Raw genomic sequence first — 23998 nt, 5'->3', positions numbered from 1 at the left:
GAGCTTAGCGGCTGGAGATCAGGAGTATGCAGCAACTATTGCACCGGGGTGCTGCAATGATGCAGCACCATGAAGACGCGCTAAATGCGTCCTGGGACGATTTGAAACTGTTTTTAGCCTGCGCGAAATTTAAAAGTTTCCGAAACGCCGCCGAAGAGCTCGGGCTGACCTCTACCACATTGATGCGCAGGATGGACCGGCTCGAAGAGAGCATCGGTTGCAAGCTTTTCCTGCGCGACCAGAGCGGGCTCACGCTCAGCGACGAAGGCACCGCGATGATCGCCGACGTCGCGCTTATGGAGCACCACGCTTTTAATGTCTTTCGCCGCGCATCGCGTTCGTCCGACGACACCTCGGGCACGGTGCGCGTCGCGGTGACGGAGGGCCCCGGCAACTTCTGGATCCTGCCGCGGCTGATCGATTTCCAGAAAACCTATCGCAAGATCACCGTCGACCTGCGCTGTGCAATGGAGCAAGCGGATGTCGCGCGACTGGAGTCGGACATTGCGATCCAGCTCGAGCCGCCGATCAATCCCGACCTCATCGTCGCCAAGCTCGGCCGTCTTCACATCTATCCCTTCGTCGCCAGGAGCTATGCAGATCTCTACGGCGTGCCGGCGACGCTCGCCGAATTGCCCAACCATCGCATCGTCAAGCAGAACGCGCCACAGGTCGACGACGGCGCTTATGCCCGCATCCTCGGATTGACCCTGGAAGGGATCGTCGGGATCAAGACCAACTCTTCCGTCGGCGTGCTCTATGCGGTCGAGCGCGGTGCCGGCATCGGCTTCCTGCCGACGGCGTCGATCGCGCTCGGTGCACCGCTCGTCGCCGTCGACCTCGGCGTCAGCCATCATGCCGACCTCTGGCTGACCTATCACAAGGAGTTCCGCGCCTCCGAGCGGCATAAGATCGTGGTTGACTGGCTGAAGAAGATTTTCGATCCCAAAACCTATCCCTGCTTCCGGGACGAATTCATCCATCCGAACGCATTGGTGCCGATGATGACGGCTGCACGCGAGGGCTTTGGATTGTCTGGATACGTTGCGGCGACGCCAACGTGAGTGGAAGGGAGCGGTCCCTTCACCACCGATATTCGAAGCCGACGGTGCCCTGGTGCGAGGTCAGCTCGTTGCGAAACTTACCGTCATAATTGACATACAGCCGCGCGGTGTTGGTCAGGCTAAGCGACGCCGAGGCGCCGGCGTCCATGCCGTAACGGCTCTCGCCGATGCCGGGAACGATGATGTTCTGGGTCCCGAGGCTGACCTGCACCGAGCCGAGATCCTGGTAAAAATTGTCCACGAACTTGCCGTAGGCGGAGAGGTCGAGGATTTTTCGGTCGAAGATAAAGTAACGCCCGACCTCGGCGCCGAACATGACGCGCGCGCGCGAGATCGCGCTCGCGCCGACGTTGAGTGGATCAAGCCCTCCGGCCTCCTGGAATGCCGCACTGGTGGCGCGCACATATTCGAGCGCACCCTTGGGCACGATGCGCATCTGATCCTTGGTCCAGTAGTAGTTGATCTCGGTGAGCGCACCGTCGACCGCGGCGTGATAGCCCGCGACGGCAAGGCCGAAGCCGGTATCGCGGCCGGAATGCACCTTGCCGAAACCGTGCACCAACGCGAAGGCCCAGGTCCATGGTCCCTTGTCGATCGAACCGTTGAAACCGATCTGCGTCAGGTCGAGTGTCGCCGACTGAAGCGCGAGCGGCACGTCGATGTCGGTGTGGCTCTGGTCGACGGAGAAGCCCAGATTGATGCCTGGCGCGACCCTCGCACCGAAGCCGGCGACGCCGCCGAACGTGGTGCGCTTGTCACCGACGAAATCACCCTGCGGATCAGTGCGGACCGAAATGCCGTAACCCTCGTACCAGGTGCGGTAGCGCGGATCGTCTGCAGCTTCCGACGCACCACCGCCGCCAGGATTGGTGCGCGAAGCCCGGTTGATGCCGCTCGAGGCCTGGTTGCCCAGCCGTTCGAGAAAATTCGAACCCAGATTGAGCGTGGTATTGCCGGCCGACTGGTTGGCATTGGTCGATGTCGGGGTCGGGATCGGCGACGGCGACGGTGAAGGCGACGGTGTCGGGGTGGGCGTCGGCGTGGGTGTCGGAGAGGAAGTCGGCGTCGGGGTCTGCGCGAATGCCGCTGTCGCTGGTATCATGCCGACGACGGCGAGTGTCATGGCGATCGCCGTCACGATCCGGCGGACACGGTCCAGCCCGATCGTCTGCCGTGTCCCTTGGGGCTGCTCAGTGCAGCACATGACGACTATTCCCGAAGCAAAATGGCGGCCCGCAAAAATGCAACAGATACGGCGAGCAGGTGCGACGATTTGTGCTGAACTGCCACGAGGGGTCAACCGATCCTCGTGCTTTGCCGGGGTGATTCCTCAAGATGTGGTTCCGCTGCCACAGGTCGCAAATTGCAGCGGGATGTCTCCAGTGCGGTCTTGAAGTTTGCGCGCGGCTTGCTAGCGCGCGATTTTCGTGTTGGAATACCTTACACAATCGGAATTGGCCGCTCGGCTGTGCGTTTCGCGACGATGAGACTCGAACAGACTTCCGGAAGCCCGTTTGTGACGTGGCACGCGAAAAGCGGCCGCGTCTTTTTAGTATCTAGCGGAGGAGACTAACGATGCCACAAAAGGGCACCGTCAAATGGTTCAACCCGACCAAGGGTTACGGGTTCATCAAGCCGAACGGCAGCGACAAGGACGTGTTCGTCCACATCTCGGCCGTCGAGCGTGCCGGACTCTCGACCCTGAATGAGAACCAGGTGGTTGAATACGACCTCGTGGAGAACCGCGGCAAATCGTCCGCGGAGAACCTCAAGGTCTCCTGATTTCTCTCAAAGCCACGCGCGAGAGATCATGACGTTGCCCCCGGCTCTGCCGGGGGATTTTGCTTCTGGCCAACGAAAGGGCACCGCGGTTCAGTGCACCGCCGGCGCAATCAGGAAATTCTCCGACGCCGCGCTGCCCGCCGTCCTGCAGACATCGCCCTCGATCTTGACCTTGCCGGTCGCAAGCAGGCTCAGCGCCGCGGGATAGATGCGATGCTCGATTTCCAGAATGCGCTCGGACAGCGTTTCAGCCGTGTCGTGATCGCTGACGGGGACCGCGCCCTGCATCACGATCGGACCCGCATCGGTCTCGGGAATCACGAAGTGCACCGTCGCGCCTGATAATTTGACGCCGGCGCGCAAGGCCTGGCCGTGCGGATCGAGACCCGGAAAAGACGGCAACAGCGAAGGATGGATGTTGAGCATCCGCCCATACCAGGCCTTGGTGAACTCGGCGGTGAACAGGCGCATGAAACCACCGAGACAAATCAGCTCGATGCCGTGCTGATCCAGCGCCGCCTGGAGCACCGCCTCGAAGCCGGCGCGATCCTTGCCGAACGGCTTGCTCTCGATCACCAGCGTTTTCGTGCCGGCCGCCTTGGCCCGTTCGAGGCCGAGCGCATTGGCCTTGTTCGAGATGACGAGGGAGATCTCCGCCGGAAAATCCGCAGCAGCCGCGGCCTTGATCAGCGCGGCCATGTTGGAACCGCGGCCGGAGATCAGAATGGCGACGCGGCGCTTCATCACAGCGCCATATCGAGATGGCCGTTATAGACGACGCGGTGCTCGCCCTCGGCCGGGATCACGGTGCCGAGCTGCGCCACGGTCTCACCGGCATCAGTGAAGACCCGCACCACCTCGTCGACCTTGTCAGGCTCGACGATCGCGATCATGCCGATGCCGCAGTTGAAGGTACGCAGCATTTCGAGTTCGGCGATCCCGGCTTGTGCCGCCAGCCATTTGAACACCGGCAGCACCGGCAGGCGCGCCAGATCGATGCCGACACCGAGATGACCAGGCAATACGCGCGGAATGTTGTCGGTGAAGCCGCCGCCGGTGATATGGGCGAGGCCCTTCACCGCACCGGTCTCGCGGATCGCGCGCAGGCAGGACTTGACGTAGAGCCGCGTCGGCGTCAGCAGCGCGCCGCCGAGCGTCATGACAGGTGCGAACGGCGCCTGCGCCTCGAAACCGAGCCCGGACTGTTCCACGATCTTGCGCACCAGCGAGAAGCCGTTGGAGTGGACACCCGACGAGGCCAGACCGATCACGGCATCGCCCGCCGCAATGTCCCTGCGCGGCAGCAGCGTGCCGCGCTCGGCGGCACCGACGGCAAAGCCGCCAAGGTCGTAGTCCCCGTCCTTGTAGAGGCCCGGCATCTCGGCGGTCTCGCCGCCGATCAGGGCACAGCCGGATTCCCGACACCCCTCGGCGACGCCGGCGACGATCGCAGCCGTGGCCTCCGGGTCGAGCTTGCCGCAGGCGAAATAGTCGAGGAAGAACAGCGGCTCGGCGCCCTGCACCACGAGGTCGTTGACGCTCATGGCGACAAGGTCGATGCCGATCCCGCCGTGCAAGCCCGTTTCGATGGCAATCTTGACCTTGGTGCCGACGCCGTCGGTGGCGGCGACCAGGACGGGGTCCTTGAAGCCGGCCGCCTTGAGGTCGAACAGGCCGCCGAATCCACCGATCTCGGCATCGGCGCCCGGCCGTGCGGTGGCACGCACCATCGGCTTGATCAGGTCGACGAGGCGATTGCCCGCGTCGATATCGACGCCTGAATCGGCGTAAGTGAGGCCGTTTTTGCGGTCGGTCATGCCCGATTTCCAGTGGGTTTGCGGCTGGTTACGTCGAATTCCGGGGACGCGCAATGGCAAGCGTGGCGCCCCGCCCTATACTATGTAGAGATATCAACCGGTTCAGCCTCTAAGAGGCCGATTCGAGGACAGGTCGGGTGCCGGGAAGCGCCGTGTGAGTATTCCGAACATCATTACCCTGGGCCGCATCATGCTGGTCCCGATCATCGTCTGGGCCATCGTGTCGAGCCAAATGGAGGTGGCGTTCGCCGTCTTCCTGATCGCGGGGATCAGCGACGCCGTGGACGGTTTCCTGGCCAAGCGCTTCAACATGGCGAGCGAGCTCGGTGCCCTGCTCGATCCCCTCGCCGACAAGGCGCTGCTGGTGTCGATCTACCTGTCGCTGGGGATCCGGGGCGACATCCCGCGCTGGATCGTGATCCTGGTGGTCTCCCGCGACATCATGATCGTCACGGCCGTGATCGTATCCTGGCTGTTCGACAAGCCGGTCGAGATGCGGCCGTCGAAAGTATCCAAGCTAAACACAGCCGCACAGGTCTCCTACGCGGCCTTGGTACTGGCTGCGCTTGCCTTCGGCTTCGGACCGGCGCCCTATGACGTGATCCTGATGGGCTTCGTCACGCTGTTCACGCTCTCTTCGGTGTCGCTCTATCTCGTCGAGTGGCTGCGGCACATGAGTACGATCGAGGCCAAATGAGACGGCAGGCGGCCCCGCAAAAGGCCAACTCCCGATCGAATAAGTCGAATGTTTCAGACAACGCCGGCACGCCGGCACGGAGCAAAGCAAGCGTGGCAGGCCGCGTTCAACCCCGACAATTGGCGTTCTCGCTTCCGCACGCGGAAAGCCTCAGCCGGGACAATTTTCTCGAAGGTCCCGCTAACGCCGCCGCCGTCGCTCTGATCGACGGCTGGCCGGAATGGCCAAACCGGACCATGTGGCTCGCCGGTCCCGAAGGTGCAGGCAAGAGCCATCTGGCCACGATCTGGGCCGAGCTATCAGGTGCCCGCTCGACCACGGCCAGCGCGCTGAGCGCCCCAGCCGTCCCCGGAGCGCTCGCGACCGGCGCGCTGGTGGTCGAGGATCTGAAAGCCGGTGATTTTGACGAACGCGCCCTCTTCCATCTGATGAATCTCGCCCGCGAGGATGGCGCTTATGTGCTGTTCACCGGGCGCGAGACGCCGGCGGCGATAGCGGTCGAGCTCCGCGACCTGCGCTCCCGCTTTCGGACAATTCCGGTGATTTCGCTGCGGTCGCCGGACGACCAGCTGTTCCGCGGCCTGATCGTCAAATTCTGCGCCGATCGCCAGCTCAGCGTGGATGAAAGCGTCGTCAGTTACCTCGCCACCCGGCTGGAGCGATCCTCGGCCGCCGCCCGGCGCGCCGTGGAGCTGCTCGACGGCGAGGCGCTGCGGCTGGGCCGGCCCGTCACCCGGGCGCTCGCTGCCGAGCTGCTCCGCGACGGCTGACCGCAAGGGCGCGTCTTAGGCCTCCTCTTGGTCTCCTCTCGGACTCCGCTTGGGCCCCCCTTGGGCCCGCTTGACGCGGCGCGGCGGCGGAACATCAATGTCATCGAAACGTCATCGCACTAACACATGCTCCGGCCGGATTTGCGCACAAGTCGCAATGTGGGGCGAACGAGATGGACCGACTTCTTATGGATTCCGCGCAAGCTGTTGAAACGAAAGAGAAAGCCACGGAGGCCGAGCGCCTGCCGGCGATCGCCTCGAGCCCTGAGCGATTCATCAACCGCGAGCTGTCCTGGCTGCATTTCAACCGCCGCGTCCTCGAGGAGTCGGTCAATCCCAGCCACCCTATGCTGGAGCGGGTGCGATTCCTGTCGATTTCGGCGAATAACCTCGACGAGTTTTTCATGGTCCGCGTCGCCGGTATCAAGGCGCAGGTTCGCGAGGGCATTGCCGAGCGTGCCCCGGACGGCCTGACTCCGTCCGAGCAACTCGCGCTGATCAACCGCACGGTCTCGCAACTTGCCAGCGATCAGCAGGCGATCTGGCGCGACCTGCGCGGCACGCTGGCCGATGTCGGCATCGTGCTGGTCGACGGCAAGGAGGTCACCAAGGCCGAGCGGACCTGGCTCGAGGACTATTTCCTCAACAACGTCTTCCCGCTGCTGACGCCATTGGCGATCGATCCGGCCCACCCCTTCCCATTCATCCCGAGCCTCGGCTTCACCATCGCGCTCCAGCTCACCCGCGAGGCCGACGGCAAGCAGATGAACGCGCTGATCCGCATGCCCGGCAAGATCGACCGCTTCATCCGCCTGCCGGCCGAAGGCAAGGTCCGCCTGATCTCGCTGGAGCAGGCCACCGGACTGTTCATCAACCGTCTGTTCCCCGGCTACAGCCTCCACGGCCAGGGCGCCTTCCGCATCATCCGCGACTCCGAGCTCGAAATCGAGGAAGAGGCCGAAGACCTCGTCCGCCTGTTCGAGACCGCGCTGAAGCGCCGCCGCCGTGGATCGGTGATCCGCCTCGAGATCGACGCCAAGATGCCGGAGGAGCTGCGCAACTTCGTCCAGCACGCGTTGTCGGCGGCCGACGACGAGGTGTTCCTGGTCGACGGCGTGCTCGCCATGAACGAACTTTCGCAGCTGACGCGTCTCGACCGGCCCGACCTCGAATTCACCCCTTACGTGCCGCGCCACCCCGAGCGCGTGCGCGAGCATGGCGGCGACATCTTCGCTGCCATCAGGCAGAAGGATCTGATCGTCCATCACCCGTACGAGTCGTTCGACGTGGTGGTGCAGTTCCTGCAGCAGGCCGCCCGCGATCCTGATGTGGTCGCGATCAAGCAGACGCTCTACCGCACCTCCAACAATTCGCCGATCGTGCGCACGCTCGCGGAGGCTGCCGAAGCCGGCAAATCCGTCACCGCGCTGATCGAGCTGAAGGCGCGCTTCGACGAAGAGGCCAACATCCGATGGGCGCGCGATCTCGAACGCGCCGGCGTGCAGGTCGTCTACGGCTTCCTCGAGCTGAAGACGCACGCCAAGCTCTCGATGGTGGTACGCCGCGAGGGCGGCAGCCTCACCACTTACGTCCACACCGGCACCGGCAATTATCATCCGGTCACCGCACGCATTTATACGGATCTCTCCTACTTCACCTCGGAGCCGACCATCGGCCGCGACGCCGCGCGCGTGTTTAACTTCATCACGGGCTACGCCGCGCCGAGCGATCTGGAAAAGATGGCGGTGTCGCCGCTGACCTTGCGCAAGCGCATCATCGAGCACATCCAGGGCGAGACCGAGCACGCGCGTCACGGCAAGCCCGGCGCGGTCTGGATGAAGATGAATGCGCTTGTCGACCCCGACATCATCGACGCGCTCTACGAGGCCTCCCAGGCCGGCGTCCAGGTCGAGCTTGTGGTGCGCGGCATCTGCTGCCTCAGACCCGGTATCCCCGGCCTGTCGGAAAACATCCGCGTCAAATCGATCATCGGACGCTTCCTGGAACACGGCCGAATCTACTGCTTCGGCATGGGCCAGGGCCTGCCGAGTGCGAAAGCGGCTGTGTATATCTCGTCGGCCGACATGATGCCGCGCAACCTCGATCGCCGCGTCGAGGTGCTGTGTCCGCTGCAAAATCCCACGGTGCACCAGCAGGTTCTCGAACAGATCATGGTCGCGAACCTGAAGGACAATGAGCAGAGCTGGCAATTGTTGCCGGACGGGTCCTCAACGCGTATGAAGGCCGCGAAGGGCGAGGAGCCTTTCAACGTGCACAACTACTTCATGACAAATCCGAGTCTGTCTGGCCGTGGAAAGTCGCTCAAGGAATCTTCGCCGCGTCGTCTCACGCGCCGCAACGAACGCCATCCGTCCTGACCGGAGAACTTTACCTTGAAACGGCCGCGCAAGCGTGGCGCCAGCGTCGCGGTCATCGACATCGGCTCCAATTCGGTTCGTCTCGTCGTCTACGAGGCGCTGGCGCGGAGCCTGATTCCGATCTTCAACGAGAAGACGCTGTGCGGCCTCGGGCGCGAGGTGCAGAGCACGGGCCTGCTTGCGCCCGACGCCGTCGACAAGGCGCTGACTTCGCTCAAGCGCTTCCGCGCCCTGTGCCGCGTGATGCAGGTCGGCCGCGTGTTCGCGATTGCGACCGCGGCCTGCCGCGACGCCTCCAACGGCCCCGACTTCATCGCGAAAGCCGAGCGCATCTGCGCCGTGAAGATCGAGATCCTGTCGGGACCGCGCGAAGCAAAGCTGTCGGCGCTCGGCGTGGTGTCGGGCATTCATCGCCCCGACGGCATCGTCGGCGATCTCGGCGGTGGTTCACTCGAACTGATCGACGTGCGCGGCAATGGCGTGCGCAGTGGCGTGACGCTGCCGCTCGGTGGCCTCGCACTCCAGGACCTCGCGCATAAATCGCTCAAGCGCGCCGACCGCATCGTGCGCGAGGCGATCGACGAGGTACCTCTGCTCACCGCCGGCCGCGGCCGCACTTTCTACGCCGTCGGCGGCACCTGGCGCGCGCTTGCACGCATTCACATCATCCAGAGTGGCTATCCGCTCCAGGTGATGCACGGCTATTCGATCCCCGCGCCCGAAGCGCTCGATTTTGCCCGTCGGCTGCGACGCCTCGCCGCCGTCGACATGCTCGCCGACATCGAGGTCGTTGCGGATGCGCGGCGCCCTCTCCTCACCTACGCAGCGCTCGTGCTCGAGCACATTATCCGCGTGGCGCAGCCGAAGACCATTGTGTTCTCGACCTTCGGCGTCCGCGAGGGCCTGCTGCACGAGAAGCTGCCGGAGACCGAGCGCAACAAGGACGGCTTGATCTGCGCGGCCGAGGAGCTGAACCAGCTGCTGTCGCGCTCGGCGAAGCACGCCCGTGAGCTGATGGCCTGGACCGATCGCCTCGCGCGCGTCGTGAAGCTGCGCGAGACCGAGGAGGATCGCCGCCTTCGCCACACCGCCTGCCTGCTGTCCGATATCGGCTGGCGCGTCCACCCCGACCATCGCGGCGAGCAGACGCTCAGCCTCGTGGTCAACGCCAATTTCGGCGCGATCGACCACCGCGAGCGCGCCTTCGTCGGACTGTCGGTGTTCTACCGTTACGCCGGACTCAGCGAAGAGAACCAGCCGCCGCTGACCATGCAGGAGCTGCTGACGCCGGCCCTGCTCGAACGCGCCCGCATATTAGGTGCGGCATTCCGTGTGGCCCATCTGATCTCGGCGGCGCGTCCGGGCGTACTGCCCGCCACGCATTTCAGGAGCCGGGGACGCAATCTGATGTTGGTGTTCGAGCACAGGCTCGGCGACCTCGTCGCCGACCGCGTCGGCAGCCGCTTCAAGCAGCTCGCGCGCTTGATCGGGCGATCGGGCTCCATCGTGCGGCGCTAGGGCATGATCCGGAAAAGTGTGAAGCGGTCTTCCCTACCGAGAAACGCGGAACGCGTTTGCGCGGAGATCATGCTCAAACCTTAAGCCTTATTCAGCGGCTTTTGCGTGCTCGACCGCGGCCGCGCTCAGGCTGCGACGGCGCCAGATCGAACCGACCAGCAGCACGAGGCCGACACCGAGTGCCGCAACAACGTACTCGGCGCCATCGCCACCATGGGCGAATTGCGGCGGAATCCACAGGTTGCCGAGCGCCCTGCCCAGCAAGGCGCCGAGCCGCCCGTCAAACACCGAATGCAGCTTCGGCTCGATGCCGGGATCGGTCGCGATCACCTCGCCCGCGATCCAGCCGAGCAGCGCTGCACCGGCCCAGACCAGGATCGGCAGTTTCGCAAGCAGCGCCATGATCAGCGCCGCGCCGGCGACGATCAAAGGTACGCTGATCGCGAGGCCAAGGATCAACAACGGAACGCTGCCATTGGCGGCTGCGGCAACGGCGATGACGTTATCGAGACTCATGATGATGTCGGCGACCACGACGATCTGGACGGCTTGCCAGAGGTGCGCAGCAGACGCGACGTCCTCGTCCTCGTTTTCCGGCACGAGCAGCTTGGCCGCGATCACGACGAGTGCAAGGCCACCGACCAGCTTGAGGTATGGCAGCTCCATCAGGCTCGCGACGATGCCGGTGAACACGATGCGCAGCAGCACCGCCGCGCCTGCGCCGAAGATCATGCCCCACAATCGCTGCCGCGGCTTCAAACCGCGACATGCGAGCGCGATCACGAGCGCGTTGTCGCCGGACAACAGGATGTTGATCCAGATGATTTTCGAGAGATTCACCCAGAATTGCGGGTGCCTCATCTCGGTTCCGAACTCGGCAAGCAGGGTACCGCTGATTGCAGGATCGAACGAATTCGTCAACGAGATCACTCCGGCGTTCGCGCGGGCTGCGCGGCGCCTCGGTTAGCGCAAATCAACGCGGTCGTTGGAGTGACGTTTTGTCGCGAAATCGGCGAAACCAGCGACGGATGATCCGGCGCTTCCAGTCCGCGCCGGCTATTCGGCAGTTCGAGGCGATGGGCTCTGCGCGTGCATTCCCGCGAGCTTGCGCCGCCGCCAGGCAGTTCCCACGATCAGCACGGCAAGGGCGCCGAGTACGGAGGCGGCGATGTCGAGCAGATCGCCATCCAGGTTGAACCGTGAGGCGCCGAGAACTGCGATCGTGCCCTCGATGCTGATGTGGCCGTCGAGCAGGCTATGCAGCGGCGCCTGGTCGATGGGGTCGCTCGCCATGACGTCGCCGGCGATCCAGCCAAGCAGCATGGCACCGAGCCAGATCAGAACCGGATAACGATCGAGAATCATCATGATCAGCGCAGCTCCGGCGATGATCATGGGAATCGAAATGGCAAGGCCGAGGATGAGCAACGACAATTGGCCGTTCGCGGCCGCTGCGACGGCAATCACATTGTCGAGGCTCATGATGATGTCGGCGATCACGACGATGCGGATCGCGTGCCACAGCGTCGTGCCGGCCTGGACATCGTCATTTTCGTCTTCCGGCACCAGAAGCTTTGCGGCAATCAGGAGCAAGGCGACGCCGCCGACCAGCTTGAGGTAAGGCAGCGACATCAGGGTCGCAACGATGCCGGTAAAGGCGATCAGCAAGACGACCGCTATACCGGCTCCAATCACCATGCCCCACAGCCGGTGACGGCCATGCAAGCCGCGGCACGCCATCGCGATGACAAGCGCGTTGTCACCGGACAACAACACGTTGATCCAGATGATCTTGCCGACGGCGAACCAGAACGAGGGCCGTTGCAGGTCCGCCTGGAACTGGCCGATGAACGCCCCAACAGTGTCGGGGTCGAAGACCTGAAGTACGCTCACCTCGCCCCCCGTCCGGTTTGTTCAGCCTAGCCGCCCCCGGCTAGGCGCGCCGGTCAGCCGACGATCTCGTTGCCCGAGAAGAACTGCGCGATCTCGATCGCGGCGGTTTCCGGAGCGTCCGAGCCGTGGGCCGAATTCTCGCCGATCGACTTGGCGTAGAGCTTGCGGATGGTGCCCTCGGCAGCCTTCGACGGATCGGTCGCGCCCATCGCATCGCGGTACCTGGCGATCGCGTTCTCGCCTTCCAGGACCTGGACCACGACCGGGCCCGAGGTCATGAACTCGACCAGTTCGCCGAAGAACGGACGGGCCTTGTGGACGGCGTAGAACGTCTCGGCCTGTTCCTTGGTCATGCGGATACGCTTCTGCGCGACGATGCGCAGGCCCGCCTTCTCGATCACGGCATTCACGGCGCCGGTGAGGTTACGCGCGGTGGCGTCGGGCTTGATGATCGAGAAAGTACGTTCGATGGCCATGGTCTTGTCCTTCAAGAGAAAAAGGTGGTTCGGAGTTGCCGGGCTTATATCGGCGCCTTCGCAATCCGGCAAGCGAGTGCCGGGATGGACTGGCGGCGGCTCCGCGGCAGGGTCAGGACGCGGGCTCCAACACGGATTACAGCGATTTCACCCAGATGAACCCAATCTGAAGGCTCTGTCAGGGTTTGGTTCAGCCTCCCTGGCATAACGTCGGGTCCATCGAAACCGAAGCCTTCCCCCCGAGGCAAACAGTTTCGGCGGCCTTTCCATCGACGCGATAGCCCCGCGCCGGCAGTTCTGAGGAGATCACCATGTTGAGGAAACTTTCGCTCGCTGCAGTCGCCGCGGTCGCTCTGGGTGCCGCGCTGGCGCCTACCTCCGCCTCCGCTCACTGGCATGGCGGCGGCTGGGGCTGGCACGGCGGCGGCTGGCATCACGGCTGGGGCTGGGGCGGTCCGCGCTTTTACGTTGCTCCCGTCGCTTACGGTTATGGCGGCTGCTACGTGCGCCGGCTTGTCCCGACCCCCTGGGGACCCCGGTGGCGGCTGATCAACCGCTGCTACTGAGCCCGACAGCACCTGCCCAAATACATTTCAGAGGTACCGTTCCCCCTGCGGTACCTTCCAAGAGAGGCCCCGGCGTTCCCCCGTCGGGGCCTTGTATTTGAGCAGACACGACGAATTCATGCAATTTTTACTAGAATGCCTGATGTCCCGGCAACAGGCGAAACCATTTTGAGGCCAATGACTTGGTAACGTGTCGTTACTTTCAACTCACGGAACCTTGCGATGGCTGGCCTTTTTGCCAATGACAGCGAACAGATCGACCGGCGCACCAGCCGCTCGATTTGCGATGCCGTGGGCGAGCGGCTCCAGCAGAGCCTTCGTCCCGAACCCCGACTCCCGACCCATCTCGAGCAGCTTCTCAAAGAGCTGAAGCAACGCGACCGCGACTCCCACTGAGGAGCGTCGCGGAAAAACGGGTTGCGTTTGGTCCCGCCTGCGGTGACAAGGCGGCATGCTCTCCATCACCGACCTCTCCATCCGCCTTGCCGGACGCCTTCTGATCGACAATAGCTCCGTACAGATCACGCCGGGCTCGCGCGTCGGGATGGTCGGGCGCAACGGCACCGGCAAGTCGACGCTGTTCAAGGTGATCCGCGGTGAGCTTGCGGCCGAACACGGCTCGGTGACCTTGCCGCCACGTTGGCGCGTCGGCAGCCTGGCGCAGGAGGCACCGAACGGCCCCGAAAGCCTGATTTCGGTCGTGCTCAAGGCCGACCTCGAACGGGCCGCGCTGCTTCATGAAGCCGAAAGCGCGACCGACCCGCACCGGATTGCGGAGATCCAGACCCGGCTTGTCGACATCGATGCGCATTCCGCCCCAAGCCGCGCCGCCGCCATTCTCTCCGGCCTCGGCTTTTCCGCAGCCGATCAGTTGCGCCCCTGCGCCGAATTCTCCGGCGGCTGGCGCATGCGCGTCGCGCTGGCGGCGACCCTGTTCGCAGCCCCCGACCTCCTGCTGCTCGACGAACCCACCAACTATCTCGACCTCGAAGGCACGCTGTGGCTCGAGGATCACCTCGCGCATTACCCGCGCACCGTGATCGTGATCAGCCACGATCGCGACCTGCTGGAAAGCTCCGTCGACCAGATCCTGCATCTGGAGCGTGGCAGGCTCACGCTCTACAAGGGCACCTACTCCTCCTTCGAGGAACAGCGCGCCGCGCGCGAGCTGCTCGATGCCAAGCAGATCAAGCGTCAGGAAGCCGAGCGCGCGCATCTGCAGGCCTTCGTCGACCGCTTCAAGGCCAAGGCCTCGAAAGCGCGCCAGGCCCAATCGCGGGTCAAAATGCTGGAACGGCTGAAGCCGATCAGGGCACTGGTGACCGAGGATGTGCGCGAGATCACCTTTCCCGCGCCTGAAAAATTGTTGTCGCCGCCGATCATCGCCGTCGACAACGCATCCGTCGGCTACGATCCGGCCTCGCCGGTCCTGAACCGCATCACCTTGCGCATCGACAACGACGATCGCATCGCGTTGTTGGGTGCCAACGGCAACGGCAAATCGACACTCGTCAAGCTGCTCGCCGCGCGTCTTGCGCCCTTCTCCGGCAAGGTGACGCGCGCGGACAAGCTGTCGATCGCCTATTTCGCCCAGCATCAGCTCGACGAGCTGAACGAGGACGCCTCCGCCTACGACCATATCCGCAAGCTGATGGGCGATGCGCCCGAGGCCAAGGTGCGCGCCCGCGCCGGCGCGATCGGCTTCTCCGGCAAGGCGGCCGATACCAAGGCCGGCAAACTCTCGGGCGGCGAAAAGGCGCGGCTGCTGTTGGGACTGGCGACCTTCTTCGGCCCCAACATGATCATCCTGGACGAGCCGACCAATCATCTCGACATCGACAGCCGCGCCGCGCTGGCCGAAGCGATCAACGAGTTTCCCGGCGCGGTCATCATGGTTTCGCACGACCGTTATCTGATCGAGGCCTGCGCCGATCAGCTCTGGATCGTCGCCGACCGCACCGTGACCAATTTCGACGGCGACCTCGACGACTATCGCCGCCTGGTGCTGTCCTCGCGCAACGCCGAACCTGCGTCCCGGGAGCGCAGCGCGGCGAGCGAGAAGCCGCAGCGTGCGAAGCCGGACAATCGCGGCTCGCTGAGGAAGCGCATCGCGGAAGCGGAGACCGAGATCGCACGCGTCAGCGATATCATCGCCAAGATCGACGCCGCGCTCGCCCTGCCCGACATCTTTACGCGCGATCCCAAACAGGCCGCGCAACTGTCAAAGGCGCGCGCCAATGCCGCCGACGCGCTGGCACGTGCGGAGGAGCAATGGCTCGAGGCGAGCGCGCAGGCCGACGAGGCGGCGGGTTAGAGGCTGTCCTCGGTCTCGGCGGAGTGACGCCGCCAGCAAGAGCCAAGCCGAACTCATCGGCGATAGATTAATCCGACCGTCTCATCACGCTCGCCACCTAGCGATCATCGAGCACTGACTTGACCACTTTTGCTTTACAACTTATAGTTGCATATCTTCCTGAGATCAAGAGGGGAAAGCGTATGGCATGCGTTAGTCATTTCAAAAATGCCATGATGTGCAGATTGCGCCGGCCGCGCCAGAAAATATCGGCAAAGCAGGTTGAGCTTTCGATCCGTGAGGCGATGGCCCTTCCCTACGACGCCAACCCCTTCGGTATCGCAGTGACGGCGCTCGTGCAGTTCTTCGTTCCCGATCTCGTGGAAAGGCGCCGCGGATCGACGTGACCAGACCTGCAAGGGACGCAAAGCCACCTGACGCGGGATCAAGGCCAGCACGCAACCGGATGAAGTTTTGGAAAGCTAACCCGGCCGGGCGCCCGGTGGGCGCAAATAATAGATGTCCCACTCGGCTTCGTCCGCCTGCCGGAAGCCGTGTCGCTGATAGAACCGGTTCGATTCGCTGCCGCGCAACGCACCCACGCGGATGGAGACACGGTGCGCGTCGGCATCGGCAAATATCTGCCGCAGCACGGCTGCCCCGATGCCCTTTCCCTGATGCTCGGGCACGATGTACAAATGCTCCAGGAGCCAGGGATCCTGCTGCGGGCGAAGCGAGACAAAGCCCACCCTGACATCACAGGCTTCGATGAAGCGACAGAACGCCGGATCAAAGGACGTCAAGAAACGATCCCGCGCGCGGTGAGGATCAAAACGTCCAGCGCGCTCCAGGCTCTCGCGCATTGCCCCGATGCGAATGGCGACCAGGACATCCGCATCCGATCGCGTGGTGGGCAGGAAAATCAGATTCACGCAAAAGCGCCGTCATGTCGCCTGCGAGACCAGGGCACAGCGCTTACGTCGCCGCTTTCTTCTTCGCCTTCGGCTTCACCGGCTTCGCAACGACCGGCGGCTCCGGCGTGCCCTCGATCGCGGAGAGGCGCCCCGAGGTGAAGGTGTAGATGCCCGCGCGCGGACCCGTGGTCCAGGTGACCACCGCGACGCGCCGGCCGGCGGCGTCGCTGGAGAGGTTGACGTTCGAGGGCGCGCCGATGCCGCGCACCACGTCGCATTCGGTGTGGCCGAGCGCGACCGTGCCGCCCGCGGGCGCCGGCGCCGTCGACGCATTGGCATCGGCGGGACCGGGCGGTGCCATGCCCGGGCATGCACCGTCGGCGCTGACGAGATCCTCAGGCCCCACCGGCTTGTCGGGTGTCAGCGGCGGCGACTCGATCGAGATGTTCTTGATGAACAGGCGGCTCGGCTTGTTGAACCACTCCGCGTCTTTGGCAGACGCCAGAAAATCGGTTCCGCCCGAGCAGCCCGCGATCAGCGGCGCGACAGCGGTCAACGCAACGATGAGCGACTTTGGAAGCTTTTGATGTCGCACGATAAACTAAAGTCCCCGCATGAAGGAGCAGCCCTAAGCAATTGTACCAACATCACTTTGCGGCACGAAGGTGGCCGAACCCAATCTGCCCGAGAAAGTCCAAATTATCATTAATTGCGAGCGGCCGCTAATTCCGCCGCTGCCACCGGCCCCGTTCGTCGGCCTGCCAATAGGTGACCTCAAATCCCCGCGTCTTGCAATCCGTCCAGGTGCTGCGGGCGGCCGCAAGCGCGTCCGAATCATCGCCGTTGAACAGCAGCACCATGCGCTCGTAGCGGTCCGTGTCCTCGGGCAACGCGGCGTTGTCGACCAGGAAACGAACATTGGCGCCGTTCGGATTGTCCGCCTCGACCGCCAGCACGATCGGCTGGTCGGCCACATCGTTCACGCGCCATGTCGCGTGCGGCAAAAAGGAATCGTCGCGATAGGTCCACAGATGAGCGTCGAGCGCATCGGCGCGCTCCGGTGACGTCGACTGCACCACGACGCGCCAGCCGCGCTCGAGCGATTTCTCGAGAAGCGGCGGCAACACGTTCTCAACCGTCATGTTTTGCAGATGGTAGAATAAAACTTCGGTCATCTCGCGTCATTTGCGCTCGTAGTGATCCGCCACCAGACGATCGAGCAGCCGGACGCCGTAGCCGGACCCCCAGCTCTGGTTGATGTCGGTCTTGGGAGCGCCCATCGCGGTGCCGGCGATGTCGAGATGCGCCCAGGGCGTGCCGTCGACGAAACGCTGCAGGAATTGCGCCGCAGTGATCGAGCCGCCGTGGCGGCCACCGGTGTTCTTCATGTCCGCGAACTGGGAATCGATCAGCTTGTCGTATTCGGGGCCCAGCGGCAGACGCCAGACCTTCTCCCCGCTCTCGATCCCGGCCGCGTGCAGCCGCTCGGCAAGCTCGTCATTGTTGGAGAACATGCCGGCGTGATCGGTGCCGAGCGCGACCACGATCGCACCGGTCAGCGTCGCCAGATCCACGATGAATTTCGGCTTGGTCTTCTTGGCCACGTACCAGAGCACGTCGGCGAGCACGAGGCGGCCTTCCGCGTCAGTGTTGATGATCTCGATGGTCTGGCCTGACATCGAGGTGACGATGTCGCCGGGCCGCTGCGCGTTGCCATCGGGCATGTTCTCGACGAGGCCGATGGCGCCTACCACATTGACCTTGGCCTTGCGCGCCGCGAGTGCGTGCAACAGGCCGACGACACAGGCCGCACCGCCCATGTCGCCCTTCATGTCCTCCATGCTGCCGGCCGGCTTGATCGAGATGCCGCCCGTGTCGAAGCAGACGCCCTTGCCGACGAAGGCGACAGGCGCCTCGCCTTTCTTGCCGCCGTCCCAGCGCATGATCACGGTGCGGCTCGGCCGCGCAGAGCCCTGGCCGACGCCGAGCAGCGCGCCCATGCCGAGCTTCTGCATCGCCTTGACGTCGAGCACCTCGATTCTAACGCCGAGCTTTCGCAGCAGACTGGCGCGGCGCGCGAATTCCTCGGGGAAGAGCACGTTCGGCGGCTCGTTGACGAGATCGCGCGCGATGATGACGCCGTCGACGACCGCACCGGCTGACGCAAAGGCCTTCTTGGCCGCAGCCGCATCGCCCACCGCGAGCGAGACTTCGGCGCGCAAAGCGCTCTCCTCGCCGTCCTTCTTCCTGGTCTTGTAGCGGTCGAACTTGTAGGCGCGCAAGCGAAGGCCCGAGGCAATCGCGACCGCCTGCTCGCCAGTCATGGCGCCGTCGGGAAGCTCGGCGATGATGGTCATGGTCGCGGAGCCCGCCTTCAGCTTGCTGGCCGCCATGCCGCCGAATTTGAGGAAATCGTTGTTCTTGAGGGCTGAAGGATTCCCGGTCCCGATCACGATCAGGCGCTCGGCCTTCAGGCCTTCGGGGGCGAGAATGTCCAGCGCGACGCCGCTTTTGCCTTTGAAAGATGCGGCCGACGCCGCCCTCTTCATGAGTTCGTTCGCGCCGCCAAGCGCCTTGGCCGTCGCCGGCCCGACCTTCAGAGCATCGTCGCAGAACACGACCAGGATGCCACGGGCGGCGGAAGCCAACGGGACAAAGCCGACCTTGACGGCATCGGACATGGGTAACTCCTCAGAATCATGCAGCTTTTGCCGATCACGGGCTGGCCAAAGGCGGAACCTGAACGGCGATTCACTGGTGGTTTTCCCACTATGGGCGAGAAGCCGGGTCGATGCCAAGCACCGCGCGTGGCCCGGAATCCACATCGAGGGAAATATTAACCATATATTGACGGTGCCACGGGTCAGCCATTTTGTTGACGGATCAAAGGGATGGTAGTGAGAGAGTGAGCGGCCGGAAGAGGCGGTTGGCCGACCTTGGGGATCCCTGTCAGGGATTGGTCGGACAGCCGGAATTCCGGTGCACGTTGGGGCTTTGGTGGGAATCGTGCGGTAGCGCATGGGGTCGATCGACAGGTATATTTTCCGCACGACGCTGGCGTCGTTTGCGCTCGTCTTGGTCAGCCTCACCGGCGTGATCTGGATTACGCAGGCATTGCGCGGCATCGACCTGATGACGAGCCAGGGTCAGACCATCTTGACCTTCCTTGGCATCACCAGTCTGGTGATTCCGGCGCTCGTGCTGATCATCTCGCCGATCGCGCTGATGATCGCGATCTCGCACACGCTGAACAAGCTCGGGACCGACTCCGAAATCATCGTGATGAATGCCGCCGGCCTGTCGCCGTTCCGGCTGTTCTATCCCTTCTTCTGTGCCACCTGCGTCGTGGCGCTGCTGGTCGCCTTCATCGCGGCCTACCTCGCTCCCGACGGGATGCGGCGGATCAAGCAATGGGACGCGGAGATCACCGCCGATGTGCTCACCAACGTCCTGCAGCCGGGACGCTTCGCCCAGCTCGACAAGAACCTCACGATCCGGATTCGTGAGCGGCTGCCCGGCGGCATCCTCGCCGGCATCTTCATCGACGATCGCCGCGATCCGAATGAGCGCGTCTCGATCGTCGCCGAGCACGGCGAGGTCGTGAAGAACGAAACCGGGTCGTTCCTGGTGCTGAAGGACGGCAATCTCCAGCGTTTCGAACTCGGCAAGCGCGACCCCGCGCTGGTGGCCTTCGGCCGCTACGGATTCGACATGTCGAAGTTCGGCAACCAGGGCCATGACGTCGCCCTCGGCATTCGCGAGCGATATCTCTGGGAGCTGTTCTCGCCGTCCGAAGACGATCCGGTCTACCAGCAGATACCCGGGCAGTTCCGTTCGGCCCTGCATGACAGCCTGCTGGCCCCGATCTACCCGTTCGCGTTTGCGGCGCTGACCTTCGCCTTTCTCGGCGCGCCGCGCACCACGCGTCAGAGCCGCAACTTCTCGATCGGCTCCTCGATCCTGGCCGTGTTCGGCCTGCGCATGGCCGGCTTCGCCTGCTCGGTGATGGCCGTGAAATCGCCGGTTCCGGTGGCGGCCCAATATGCGATGGTTTTCGGCGCGATCGGCACCGGCATGTGGATGATCATCGGCGGCATCGTGGTCGAGCCGCCCCCCGGGCTCATGGAAGCCATCAACAGGTCGAACGCGCGCATCGCGCGGCTGTTCGGACGGCCGGCCACCGCATGAGCATGCTCACCAATACACTCGGGCGCTATTTCGCCGGCCGCTTCGTGGTTGCAGCGCTCGGCGTGTTCGCGAGCATTTTCCTGCTGCTGGTGCTGGTCGACTACATCGAGATGGTGCGCAAGACCTCGGGGCTCGCCTCTGCCTCCGCGATCATGGTGGCCGAGACCTCGCTGTTCCGGGTGCCGCAGCTCCTCGAGAAGCTGACGCCGTTCTGCATGCTGATCGGCGCCATGATCTGCTATCTCGACCTGTCCCGCCGGCTCGAGCTCGTGGTCGCGCGCGCCGCCGGCATCTCAGCCTGGCAGATTATCGCGCCCGCGCTCGGCAGCGCGCTCGTGATCGGCGTGCTCGCCACCGTCGCCTACAATCCGACCTCGGCGAATCTGCGTGAGATCTCCAAGCGCATGGAAGCCGAGCTGTTCGGCTCGGCGCCCGGCGGCGGGATCCAGGACGCCTCCGGCTTCTGGCTCAACCAGGTGACCAGTGACGGCCAGACCATCATCAATGCGGCGCGCAGCGAGCAACAGGGCGTCCGCCTGACTGGGCTCACGCTGTTCCGGTTTGACACAGAGCAGCACTTCAAGGAACGGATCGAGGCACGCGAGGCGACGCTGGAGACCGGTCACTGGCTGTTCAAGGGCGTGCGCCGTTTTTCGCTGGGGTCCCCGCCGGTCGACCAGGCCAGCCTGGAGATTCCGACGACGTTGACCGAGGCGCAGGTCCGCAACAGCTTTTCCACACCCGAAACTGTGTCCTTTTGGCAACTACCGAGCTACATCAGTTCATCCGAGAGCTCAGGGTTCGCGACAGCCGGATATCGACTCCAGTATCACAAGCTACTGGCACAGCCGTTCTTGCTCGCCGCCATGGTGATGCTCGCGGCCTCCGTGTCGTTGCGCTTCTTCCGGATGGGTGGCGTACAGAAGATGGTTTTGAGTGGCGTGGGCGCAGGCTTTCTGCTCTACGTTTTGTCGAAAGTGACTGAAGACTTGAGCAAGGCTGAGTTGATGCATCCGATCGCTGCGGCGTGGTTGCCCGTAGTGGTGGGCGGCCTCACCGGCTTTTTGGCCTTGCTGTACCAGGAGGACGGTTAGTGACTGCCGTCCATCGAGGACCTGCGTCTCGTTTGACGCGGCGCACCGCAGTGCGCGCGAACGGGGTCTGCTGGTCCATTCGCGGGCTGCTGATGGCCGTCGCCGCCGTGACATCGCTCGGCGCGCTGATGGATGTTGCCGCCGTGGCGCCTGCGAGCGCCCAGAGCTTCACCTACAATCCGCTGCCGCCACGTCCGAAGCCGCCGAAGGCCGCAAATGACGGGCAAATGCTCGTGCAGGCGACTGAGGTCGACTACGACTATAACAATTCGCGTGTCTCCGCGGTCGGCAACGTTCAGCTGTTCTACAACGGCACCAGCGTCGAGGCTGACCGGGTCATCTACGACCAGAAGACCAAGCGGCTGCATGCCGAGGGCAACATCCGCATGACGGATGCCGACGGCAAGATCACCTATGCCGAGATCATGGATCTCTCTGACGATTACCGCGACGGGTTCGTCGATTCGCTGCGCGTGGACACCGCCGACCAGACCCGCATGGCCGCGACCCGCGCCGACCGCTCCTCCGGCAATTACACGGTGTTCGAGAACGGCGTCTACACGGCCTGCGCGCCCTGCAAGGACGATCCGAAGAAGCCGCCGCTCTGGCAGGTCAAGGGTGCCCGCATCATCCACGACCAGCAGGAGAAGATGCTGTATTTCGAGACGGCGCAGCTGGAATTCTACGGCGTGCCGCTCGCCTACATGCCCTATTTCTCGACACCCGACCCGACGGTGAAGCGCAAGACCGGCTTCCTGATGCCGGGCTTCACCTCGAACACGCCGTTCGGCTATGGCGTCGAAGTCCCGTTCTATTGGGCGATCGCGCCCGACATGGACGCAACCTTCAACCCGCGCATCACGTCCCGGCAAGGCGTGCTGTTCCAGGCCGAGTTCCGCCAGCGCCTGATGGACGGCGCCTACCAGGTTCGCGTCTACGGCATCGACCAGCTCGACCCAGGCGCGCTCGCCGGTCAACCCGGCGACCGTCAGTTCCGCGGCGCCGTCGACACCAAGGGTCAGTTTGCGCTGAACGACAAATGGGTCTGGGGTTGGGACGGCGTCCTGATGTCCGACTACTACTTCTTCTCGGACTATCGGTTGTCGCAGTACCGCGATCCGCTGGGCTCGTTCCTGTATCTGCCGACCGATGCGCTGTCGCAGCTCTACCTGACCGGCGTCGGCAATCGCAGCTTCTTCGACGCGCGCACGATGTACTGGCTGAGCTACTCGGGCAACCAGCAGCAGGTCCCCGTCGTCTATCCCGTCATCGACTACTCGAACGTGCTGAACTATCCGGTCTTCGGCGGCGAGTTCAGCTACAAGACGAACTTCGTCAACTTGACGCGTAACGACGCGGCGTTCGATCCGATCACGACGACGGCCAACACCTCAGGCCTCTGCGCGATCGCATCGGCCGACCCCGCTGCACGCAGCATGCCGAATGGATGTCTTCTGCGCGGTGTCCCCGGCACCTACACCCGCCTGACCGCGGAGGCGCAGTGGCGCAAGTCCTACACCGATCCGTTCGGCGAGATCTGGACACCGTTCGCGATCCTGCGCGCCGACGCGATCAACGCTGACATTTCCAACCAGCCGGGCGTGTCGAACTACCTCCCCGTCGGCGACACCCAGGCGTTCCGCCTGATGCCGACCGTCGGCCTCGAGTACCGCTATCCCTTCATTAATGTCCAACCCTGGGGCTCGACCACGATCGAGCCGATCGCGCAGGTCATCATCCGCCCGAACGAGACCTATGCCGGCAAGCTTCCGAACGAGGATGCGCAGAGCATGGTGTTCGACACCTCGAACCTGTTCAATGTCGACAAGTTCTCCGGCTATGACCGCGTCGAGGGCGGTGGCCGCGCCAATGTCGGCGTGCAGGCGACCACGCAGTTCGACAAAGGCGGCGCGGTCAAGGTGCTGTTCGGCCAGTCCTACCAGCTGTTCGGCTTGAACTCCTACGCGGTCCAGGACACCATCAACACGGGCCTGGATTCCGGCCTCGACAAGCCGCGCTCCGACTATGTCGCGAGCGCCGCTTACTCTCCCAACAGCACCTACACATTCAGTGTCCGCTCCCGCATGGACGAGCAGACCTGGAACATCCAGCGCTTCGAGGCGGAAGGCCGCGCCAACTTCAATCGTTGGTCGGTCAGCATGATGTACGGCAATTACGCGCCGCAGCCCGAGCTCGGCTACCTGACCCGACGCGAGGGCATCCTGACGACGGGCTCGATCAAGGTCGCGACCAACTGGGTGGTGACCGGCTCCGCGCGCTGGGACCTCGAGGCCAACAAGATCAACCAATATGTGCTCGGCGCGGGCTACGTCGACGATTGCTTTGTGCTCGGCGTCAACTATGTAACGTCGTACAGCTATTCTGCGGGCTCGGCACCCCCCGTGCTGAACCACGCGTTCATGTTCCAGATCGGCCTGCGCACGATCGCGACCTCGTCGACCACCAGCAGTCCCGGCGGCGGCCTCCAGTGATCGGTCTGAATGTGCCGGCCTGTTCCCAATCGCAGGATCATCCGGGCTGATATGCG

General features: G+C 63.9%; 23 protein-coding genes. 13 read left to right on the top strand and 10 right to left on the bottom strand.

Going from position 1 to position 23998, the window contains the following annotated elements:
• Nucleotides 1-26 precede the first annotated feature (26 nt).
• Nucleotides 27-1064: a LysR family transcriptional regulator gene (locus tag ACVIIW_RS25555; protein WP_456703267.1), complete on the top strand. Its 1038-nt coding sequence runs from the start codon at nt 27-29 to the stop codon at nt 1062-1064.
• Between the two features lie 19 nt (nt 1065-1083).
• Here ACVIIW_RS25555 and ACVIIW_RS25550 read toward each other — a convergent pair whose 3' ends face one another.
• Nucleotides 1084-2268 carry an autotransporter outer membrane beta-barrel domain-containing protein gene (locus tag ACVIIW_RS25550; protein WP_456703266.1) on the bottom strand — a complete coding sequence of 395 codons (1185 nt, stop codon included), beginning with the start codon at nt 2266-2268 and terminating at the stop codon, nt 1084-1086.
• A gap of 371 nt (nt 2269-2639) precedes the next feature.
• Here ACVIIW_RS25550 and ACVIIW_RS25545 point away from each other — a divergent pair, with 371 nt between their 5' ends.
• Nucleotides 2640-2846, top strand: coding sequence for a cold-shock protein (locus ACVIIW_RS25545; RefSeq protein WP_008129967.1), 207 nt, complete (start codon nt 2640-2642; stop codon nt 2844-2846).
• A 90-nt stretch (nt 2847-2936) separates the two neighbouring features.
• On the opposite strand, the gene purN is transcribed toward ACVIIW_RS25545, so the two are convergent.
• Together purN and purM are read right to left on the bottom strand one after the other, a co-directional pair.
• Nucleotides 2937-3590 (bottom strand): phosphoribosylglycinamide formyltransferase, encoded by a 654-nt coding sequence (gene purN / locus ACVIIW_RS25540; RefSeq protein ID WP_456703265.1) that lies wholly within the window; start codon nt 3588-3590, stop codon nt 2937-2939.
• A complete protein-coding gene (gene purM, locus ACVIIW_RS25535; RefSeq protein ID WP_456703264.1) occupies nt 3590-4663 on the bottom strand; it encodes a phosphoribosylformylglycinamidine cyclo-ligase in 1074 nt (357 codons plus the stop codon). The genes purN and purM overlap by 1 nt, the downstream gene beginning before the upstream one ends.
• A gap of 154 nt (nt 4664-4817) precedes the next feature.
• Between purM and ACVIIW_RS25530 the strand changes: the two genes are divergently transcribed.
• The 4 genes from ACVIIW_RS25530 (at nt 4818) to ppx (ending at nt 10026) form a co-directional block, all read left to right on the top strand.
• Complete coding sequence (locus ACVIIW_RS25530; RefSeq protein ID WP_456703263.1) at nt 4818-5360, top strand: CDP-alcohol phosphatidyltransferase family protein; 543 nt, start codon at nt 4818-4820, stop codon at nt 5358-5360.
• A gap of 92 nt (nt 5361-5452) precedes the next feature.
• Nucleotides 5453-6130, top strand: a complete 678-nt coding sequence (locus ACVIIW_RS25525; protein WP_456703262.1) for a chromosomal replication initiator DnaA — start codon at nt 5453-5455, stop codon at nt 6128-6130.
• A 188-nt stretch (nt 6131-6318) separates the two neighbouring features.
• The gene (locus ACVIIW_RS25520; RefSeq protein ID WP_456705264.1) at nt 6319-8508 is read left to right on the top strand and encodes an RNA degradosome polyphosphate kinase; all 2190 of its coding nucleotides are present in this window, start codon (nt 6319-6321) and stop codon (nt 8506-8508) included.
• Nucleotides 8509-8523: 15 nt separating this feature from the next.
• Nucleotides 8524-10026: an exopolyphosphatase gene (gene ppx, locus ACVIIW_RS25515; RefSeq protein ID WP_456703261.1), complete on the top strand. Its 1503-nt coding sequence runs from the start codon at nt 8524-8526 to the stop codon at nt 10024-10026.
• A gap of 87 nt (nt 10027-10113) precedes the next feature.
• Here ppx and ACVIIW_RS25510 read toward each other — a convergent pair whose 3' ends face one another.
• From ACVIIW_RS25510 to ndk, 3 genes are all read right to left on the bottom strand, one after another.
• The gene (locus tag ACVIIW_RS25510) at nt 10114-10887 is read right to left on the bottom strand and encodes a TerC family protein (RefSeq protein ID WP_456705263.1); all 774 of its coding nucleotides are present in this window, start codon (nt 10885-10887) and stop codon (nt 10114-10116) included.
• Nucleotides 10888-11082: 195 nt separating this feature from the next.
• The gene (locus ACVIIW_RS25505) at nt 11083-11919 is read right to left on the bottom strand and encodes a TerC family protein (protein WP_456703260.1); all 837 of its coding nucleotides are present in this window, start codon (nt 11917-11919) and stop codon (nt 11083-11085) included.
• Nucleotides 11920-11972: 53 nt separating this feature from the next.
• Nucleotides 11973-12395, bottom strand: coding sequence for a nucleoside-diphosphate kinase (gene ndk / locus ACVIIW_RS25500; RefSeq protein WP_092234736.1), 423 nt, complete (start codon nt 12393-12395; stop codon nt 11973-11975).
• A gap of 311 nt (nt 12396-12706) precedes the next feature.
• On the opposite strand from ndk, the gene ACVIIW_RS25495 reads away from it, so the two are divergent.
• The 4 genes from ACVIIW_RS25495 (at nt 12707) to ACVIIW_RS25480 (ending at nt 15661) form a co-directional block, all read left to right on the top strand.
• Nucleotides 12707-12961 (top strand): sulfur globule protein precursor, encoded by a 255-nt coding sequence (locus ACVIIW_RS25495; protein ID WP_456703259.1) that lies wholly within the window; start codon nt 12707-12709, stop codon nt 12959-12961.
• Nucleotides 12962-13183: 222 nt separating this feature from the next.
• On the top strand, nt 13184-13357 hold the full coding sequence (locus tag ACVIIW_RS25490) for a hypothetical protein (protein WP_456703258.1): 174 nt from the start codon (nt 13184-13186) through the stop codon (nt 13355-13357).
• A gap of 55 nt (nt 13358-13412) precedes the next feature.
• Nucleotides 13413-15275, top strand: a complete 1863-nt coding sequence (locus ACVIIW_RS25485) for an ABC-F family ATP-binding cassette domain-containing protein (RefSeq protein WP_456703257.1) — start codon at nt 13413-13415, stop codon at nt 15273-15275.
• Nucleotides 15276-15394: 119 nt separating this feature from the next.
• Nucleotides 15395-15661 (top strand): hypothetical protein, encoded by a 267-nt coding sequence (locus tag ACVIIW_RS25480; RefSeq protein ID WP_456703256.1) that lies wholly within the window; start codon nt 15395-15397, stop codon nt 15659-15661.
• Between the two features lie 75 nt (nt 15662-15736).
• Here the strand turns inward: ACVIIW_RS25480 and ACVIIW_RS25475 are convergent, their stop codons facing one another.
• From ACVIIW_RS25475 to ACVIIW_RS25460, 4 genes are all read right to left on the bottom strand, one after another.
• Nucleotides 15737-16186, bottom strand: a complete 450-nt coding sequence (locus ACVIIW_RS25475; protein WP_456703255.1) for a GNAT family N-acetyltransferase — start codon at nt 16184-16186, stop codon at nt 15737-15739.
• Nucleotides 16187-16229: 43 nt separating this feature from the next.
• A complete protein-coding gene (locus ACVIIW_RS25470; protein WP_456705262.1) occupies nt 16230-16724 on the bottom strand; it encodes a hypothetical protein in 495 nt (164 codons plus the stop codon).
• Between the two features lie 166 nt (nt 16725-16890).
• Nucleotides 16891-17343 carry a DNA polymerase III subunit chi gene (locus ACVIIW_RS25465; protein ID WP_456703254.1) on the bottom strand — a complete coding sequence of 151 codons (453 nt, stop codon included), beginning with the start codon at nt 17341-17343 and terminating at the stop codon, nt 16891-16893.
• A 6-nt stretch (nt 17344-17349) separates the two neighbouring features.
• Nucleotides 17350-18849, bottom strand: a complete 1500-nt coding sequence (locus ACVIIW_RS25460; protein WP_456703253.1) for a leucyl aminopeptidase — start codon at nt 18847-18849, stop codon at nt 17350-17352.
• A 337-nt stretch (nt 18850-19186) separates the two neighbouring features.
• On the opposite strand from ACVIIW_RS25460, the gene lptF reads away from it, so the two are divergent.
• Genes lptF through ACVIIW_RS25445 form a run of 3 tightly spaced genes read left to right on the top strand, consistent with a single transcriptional unit; the run spans nt 19187 to nt 23942 of the window.
• Nucleotides 19187-20356, top strand: a complete 1170-nt coding sequence (gene lptF / locus ACVIIW_RS25455; protein ID WP_456703252.1) for an LPS export ABC transporter permease LptF — start codon at nt 19187-19189, stop codon at nt 20354-20356.
• On the top strand, nt 20353-21450 hold the full coding sequence (gene lptG / locus ACVIIW_RS25450) for an LPS export ABC transporter permease LptG (protein WP_092234589.1): 1098 nt from the start codon (nt 20353-20355) through the stop codon (nt 21448-21450). The genes lptF and lptG overlap by 4 nt, the downstream gene beginning before the upstream one ends.
• The gene (locus tag ACVIIW_RS25445; RefSeq protein WP_456703251.1) at nt 21450-23942 is read left to right on the top strand and encodes an LPS-assembly protein LptD; all 2493 of its coding nucleotides are present in this window, start codon (nt 21450-21452) and stop codon (nt 23940-23942) included. Before lptG ends, ACVIIW_RS25445 begins: the two co-directional genes overlap by 1 nt.
• The last annotated feature ends 56 nt before the right edge of the window (nt 23943-23998 follow it).

It is taken from the genome of Bradyrhizobium sp. USDA 4449, assembly GCF_054056275.1.
Note: the sequence above shows the minus strand (reverse complement) of the source record. Positions and strands in the feature narration are given on the sequence as shown.

Bases quoted from the DNA above. Each gene is read 5' to 3' on its own strand.
- ndk (WP_092234736.1), bottom strand. From the start codon at position 12,395: ATGGCCATCGAACGTACTTTCTCGATCATCAAGCCCGACGCCACCGCG.
- purN (WP_456703265.1), bottom strand. From the start codon at position 3,590: ATGAAGCGCCGCGTCGCCATTCTGATCTCCGGCCGCGGTTCCAACATG.
- ACVIIW_RS25490 (WP_456703258.1), top strand. From the start codon at position 13,184: ATGGCTGGCCTTTTTGCCAATGACAGCGAACAGATCGACCGGCGCACC.
- ACVIIW_RS25465 (WP_456703254.1), bottom strand. From the start codon at position 17,343: ATGACCGAAGTTTTATTCTACCATCTGCAAAACATGACGGTTGAGAAC.
- lptF (WP_456703252.1), top strand. From the start codon at position 19,187: ATGGGGTCGATCGACAGGTATATTTTCCGCACGACGCTGGCGTCGTTT.
- ACVIIW_RS25485 (WP_456703257.1), top strand. From the start codon at position 13,413: ATGCTCTCCATCACCGACCTCTCCATCCGCCTTGCCGGACGCCTTCTG.
- ACVIIW_RS25510 (WP_456705263.1), bottom strand. From the start codon at position 10,887: ATGAGGCACCCGCAATTCTGGGTGAATCTCTCGAAAATCATCTGGATC.
- ACVIIW_RS25520 (WP_456705264.1), top strand. From the start codon at position 6,319: ATGGATTCCGCGCAAGCTGTTGAAACGAAAGAGAAAGCCACGGAGGCC.
- ACVIIW_RS25460 (WP_456703253.1), bottom strand. From the start codon at position 18,849: ATGTCCGATGCCGTCAAGGTCGGCTTTGTCCCGTTGGCTTCCGCCGCC.
- ACVIIW_RS25555 (WP_456703267.1), top strand. From the start codon at position 27: ATGCAGCAACTATTGCACCGGGGTGCTGCAATGATGCAGCACCATGAA.
- ACVIIW_RS25495 (WP_456703259.1), top strand. From the start codon at position 12,707: ATGTTGAGGAAACTTTCGCTCGCTGCAGTCGCCGCGGTCGCTCTGGGT.
- purM (WP_456703264.1), bottom strand. From the start codon at position 4,663: ATGACCGACCGCAAAAACGGCCTCACTTACGCCGATTCAGGCGTCGAT.
- lptG (WP_092234589.1), top strand. From the start codon at position 20,353: ATGAGCATGCTCACCAATACACTCGGGCGCTATTTCGCCGGCCGCTTC.
- ACVIIW_RS25550 (WP_456703266.1), bottom strand. From the start codon at position 2,268: ATGTGCTGCACTGAGCAGCCCCAAGGGACACGGCAGACGATCGGGCTG.
- ACVIIW_RS25545 (WP_008129967.1), top strand. From the start codon at position 2,640: ATGCCACAAAAGGGCACCGTCAAATGGTTCAACCCGACCAAGGGTTAC.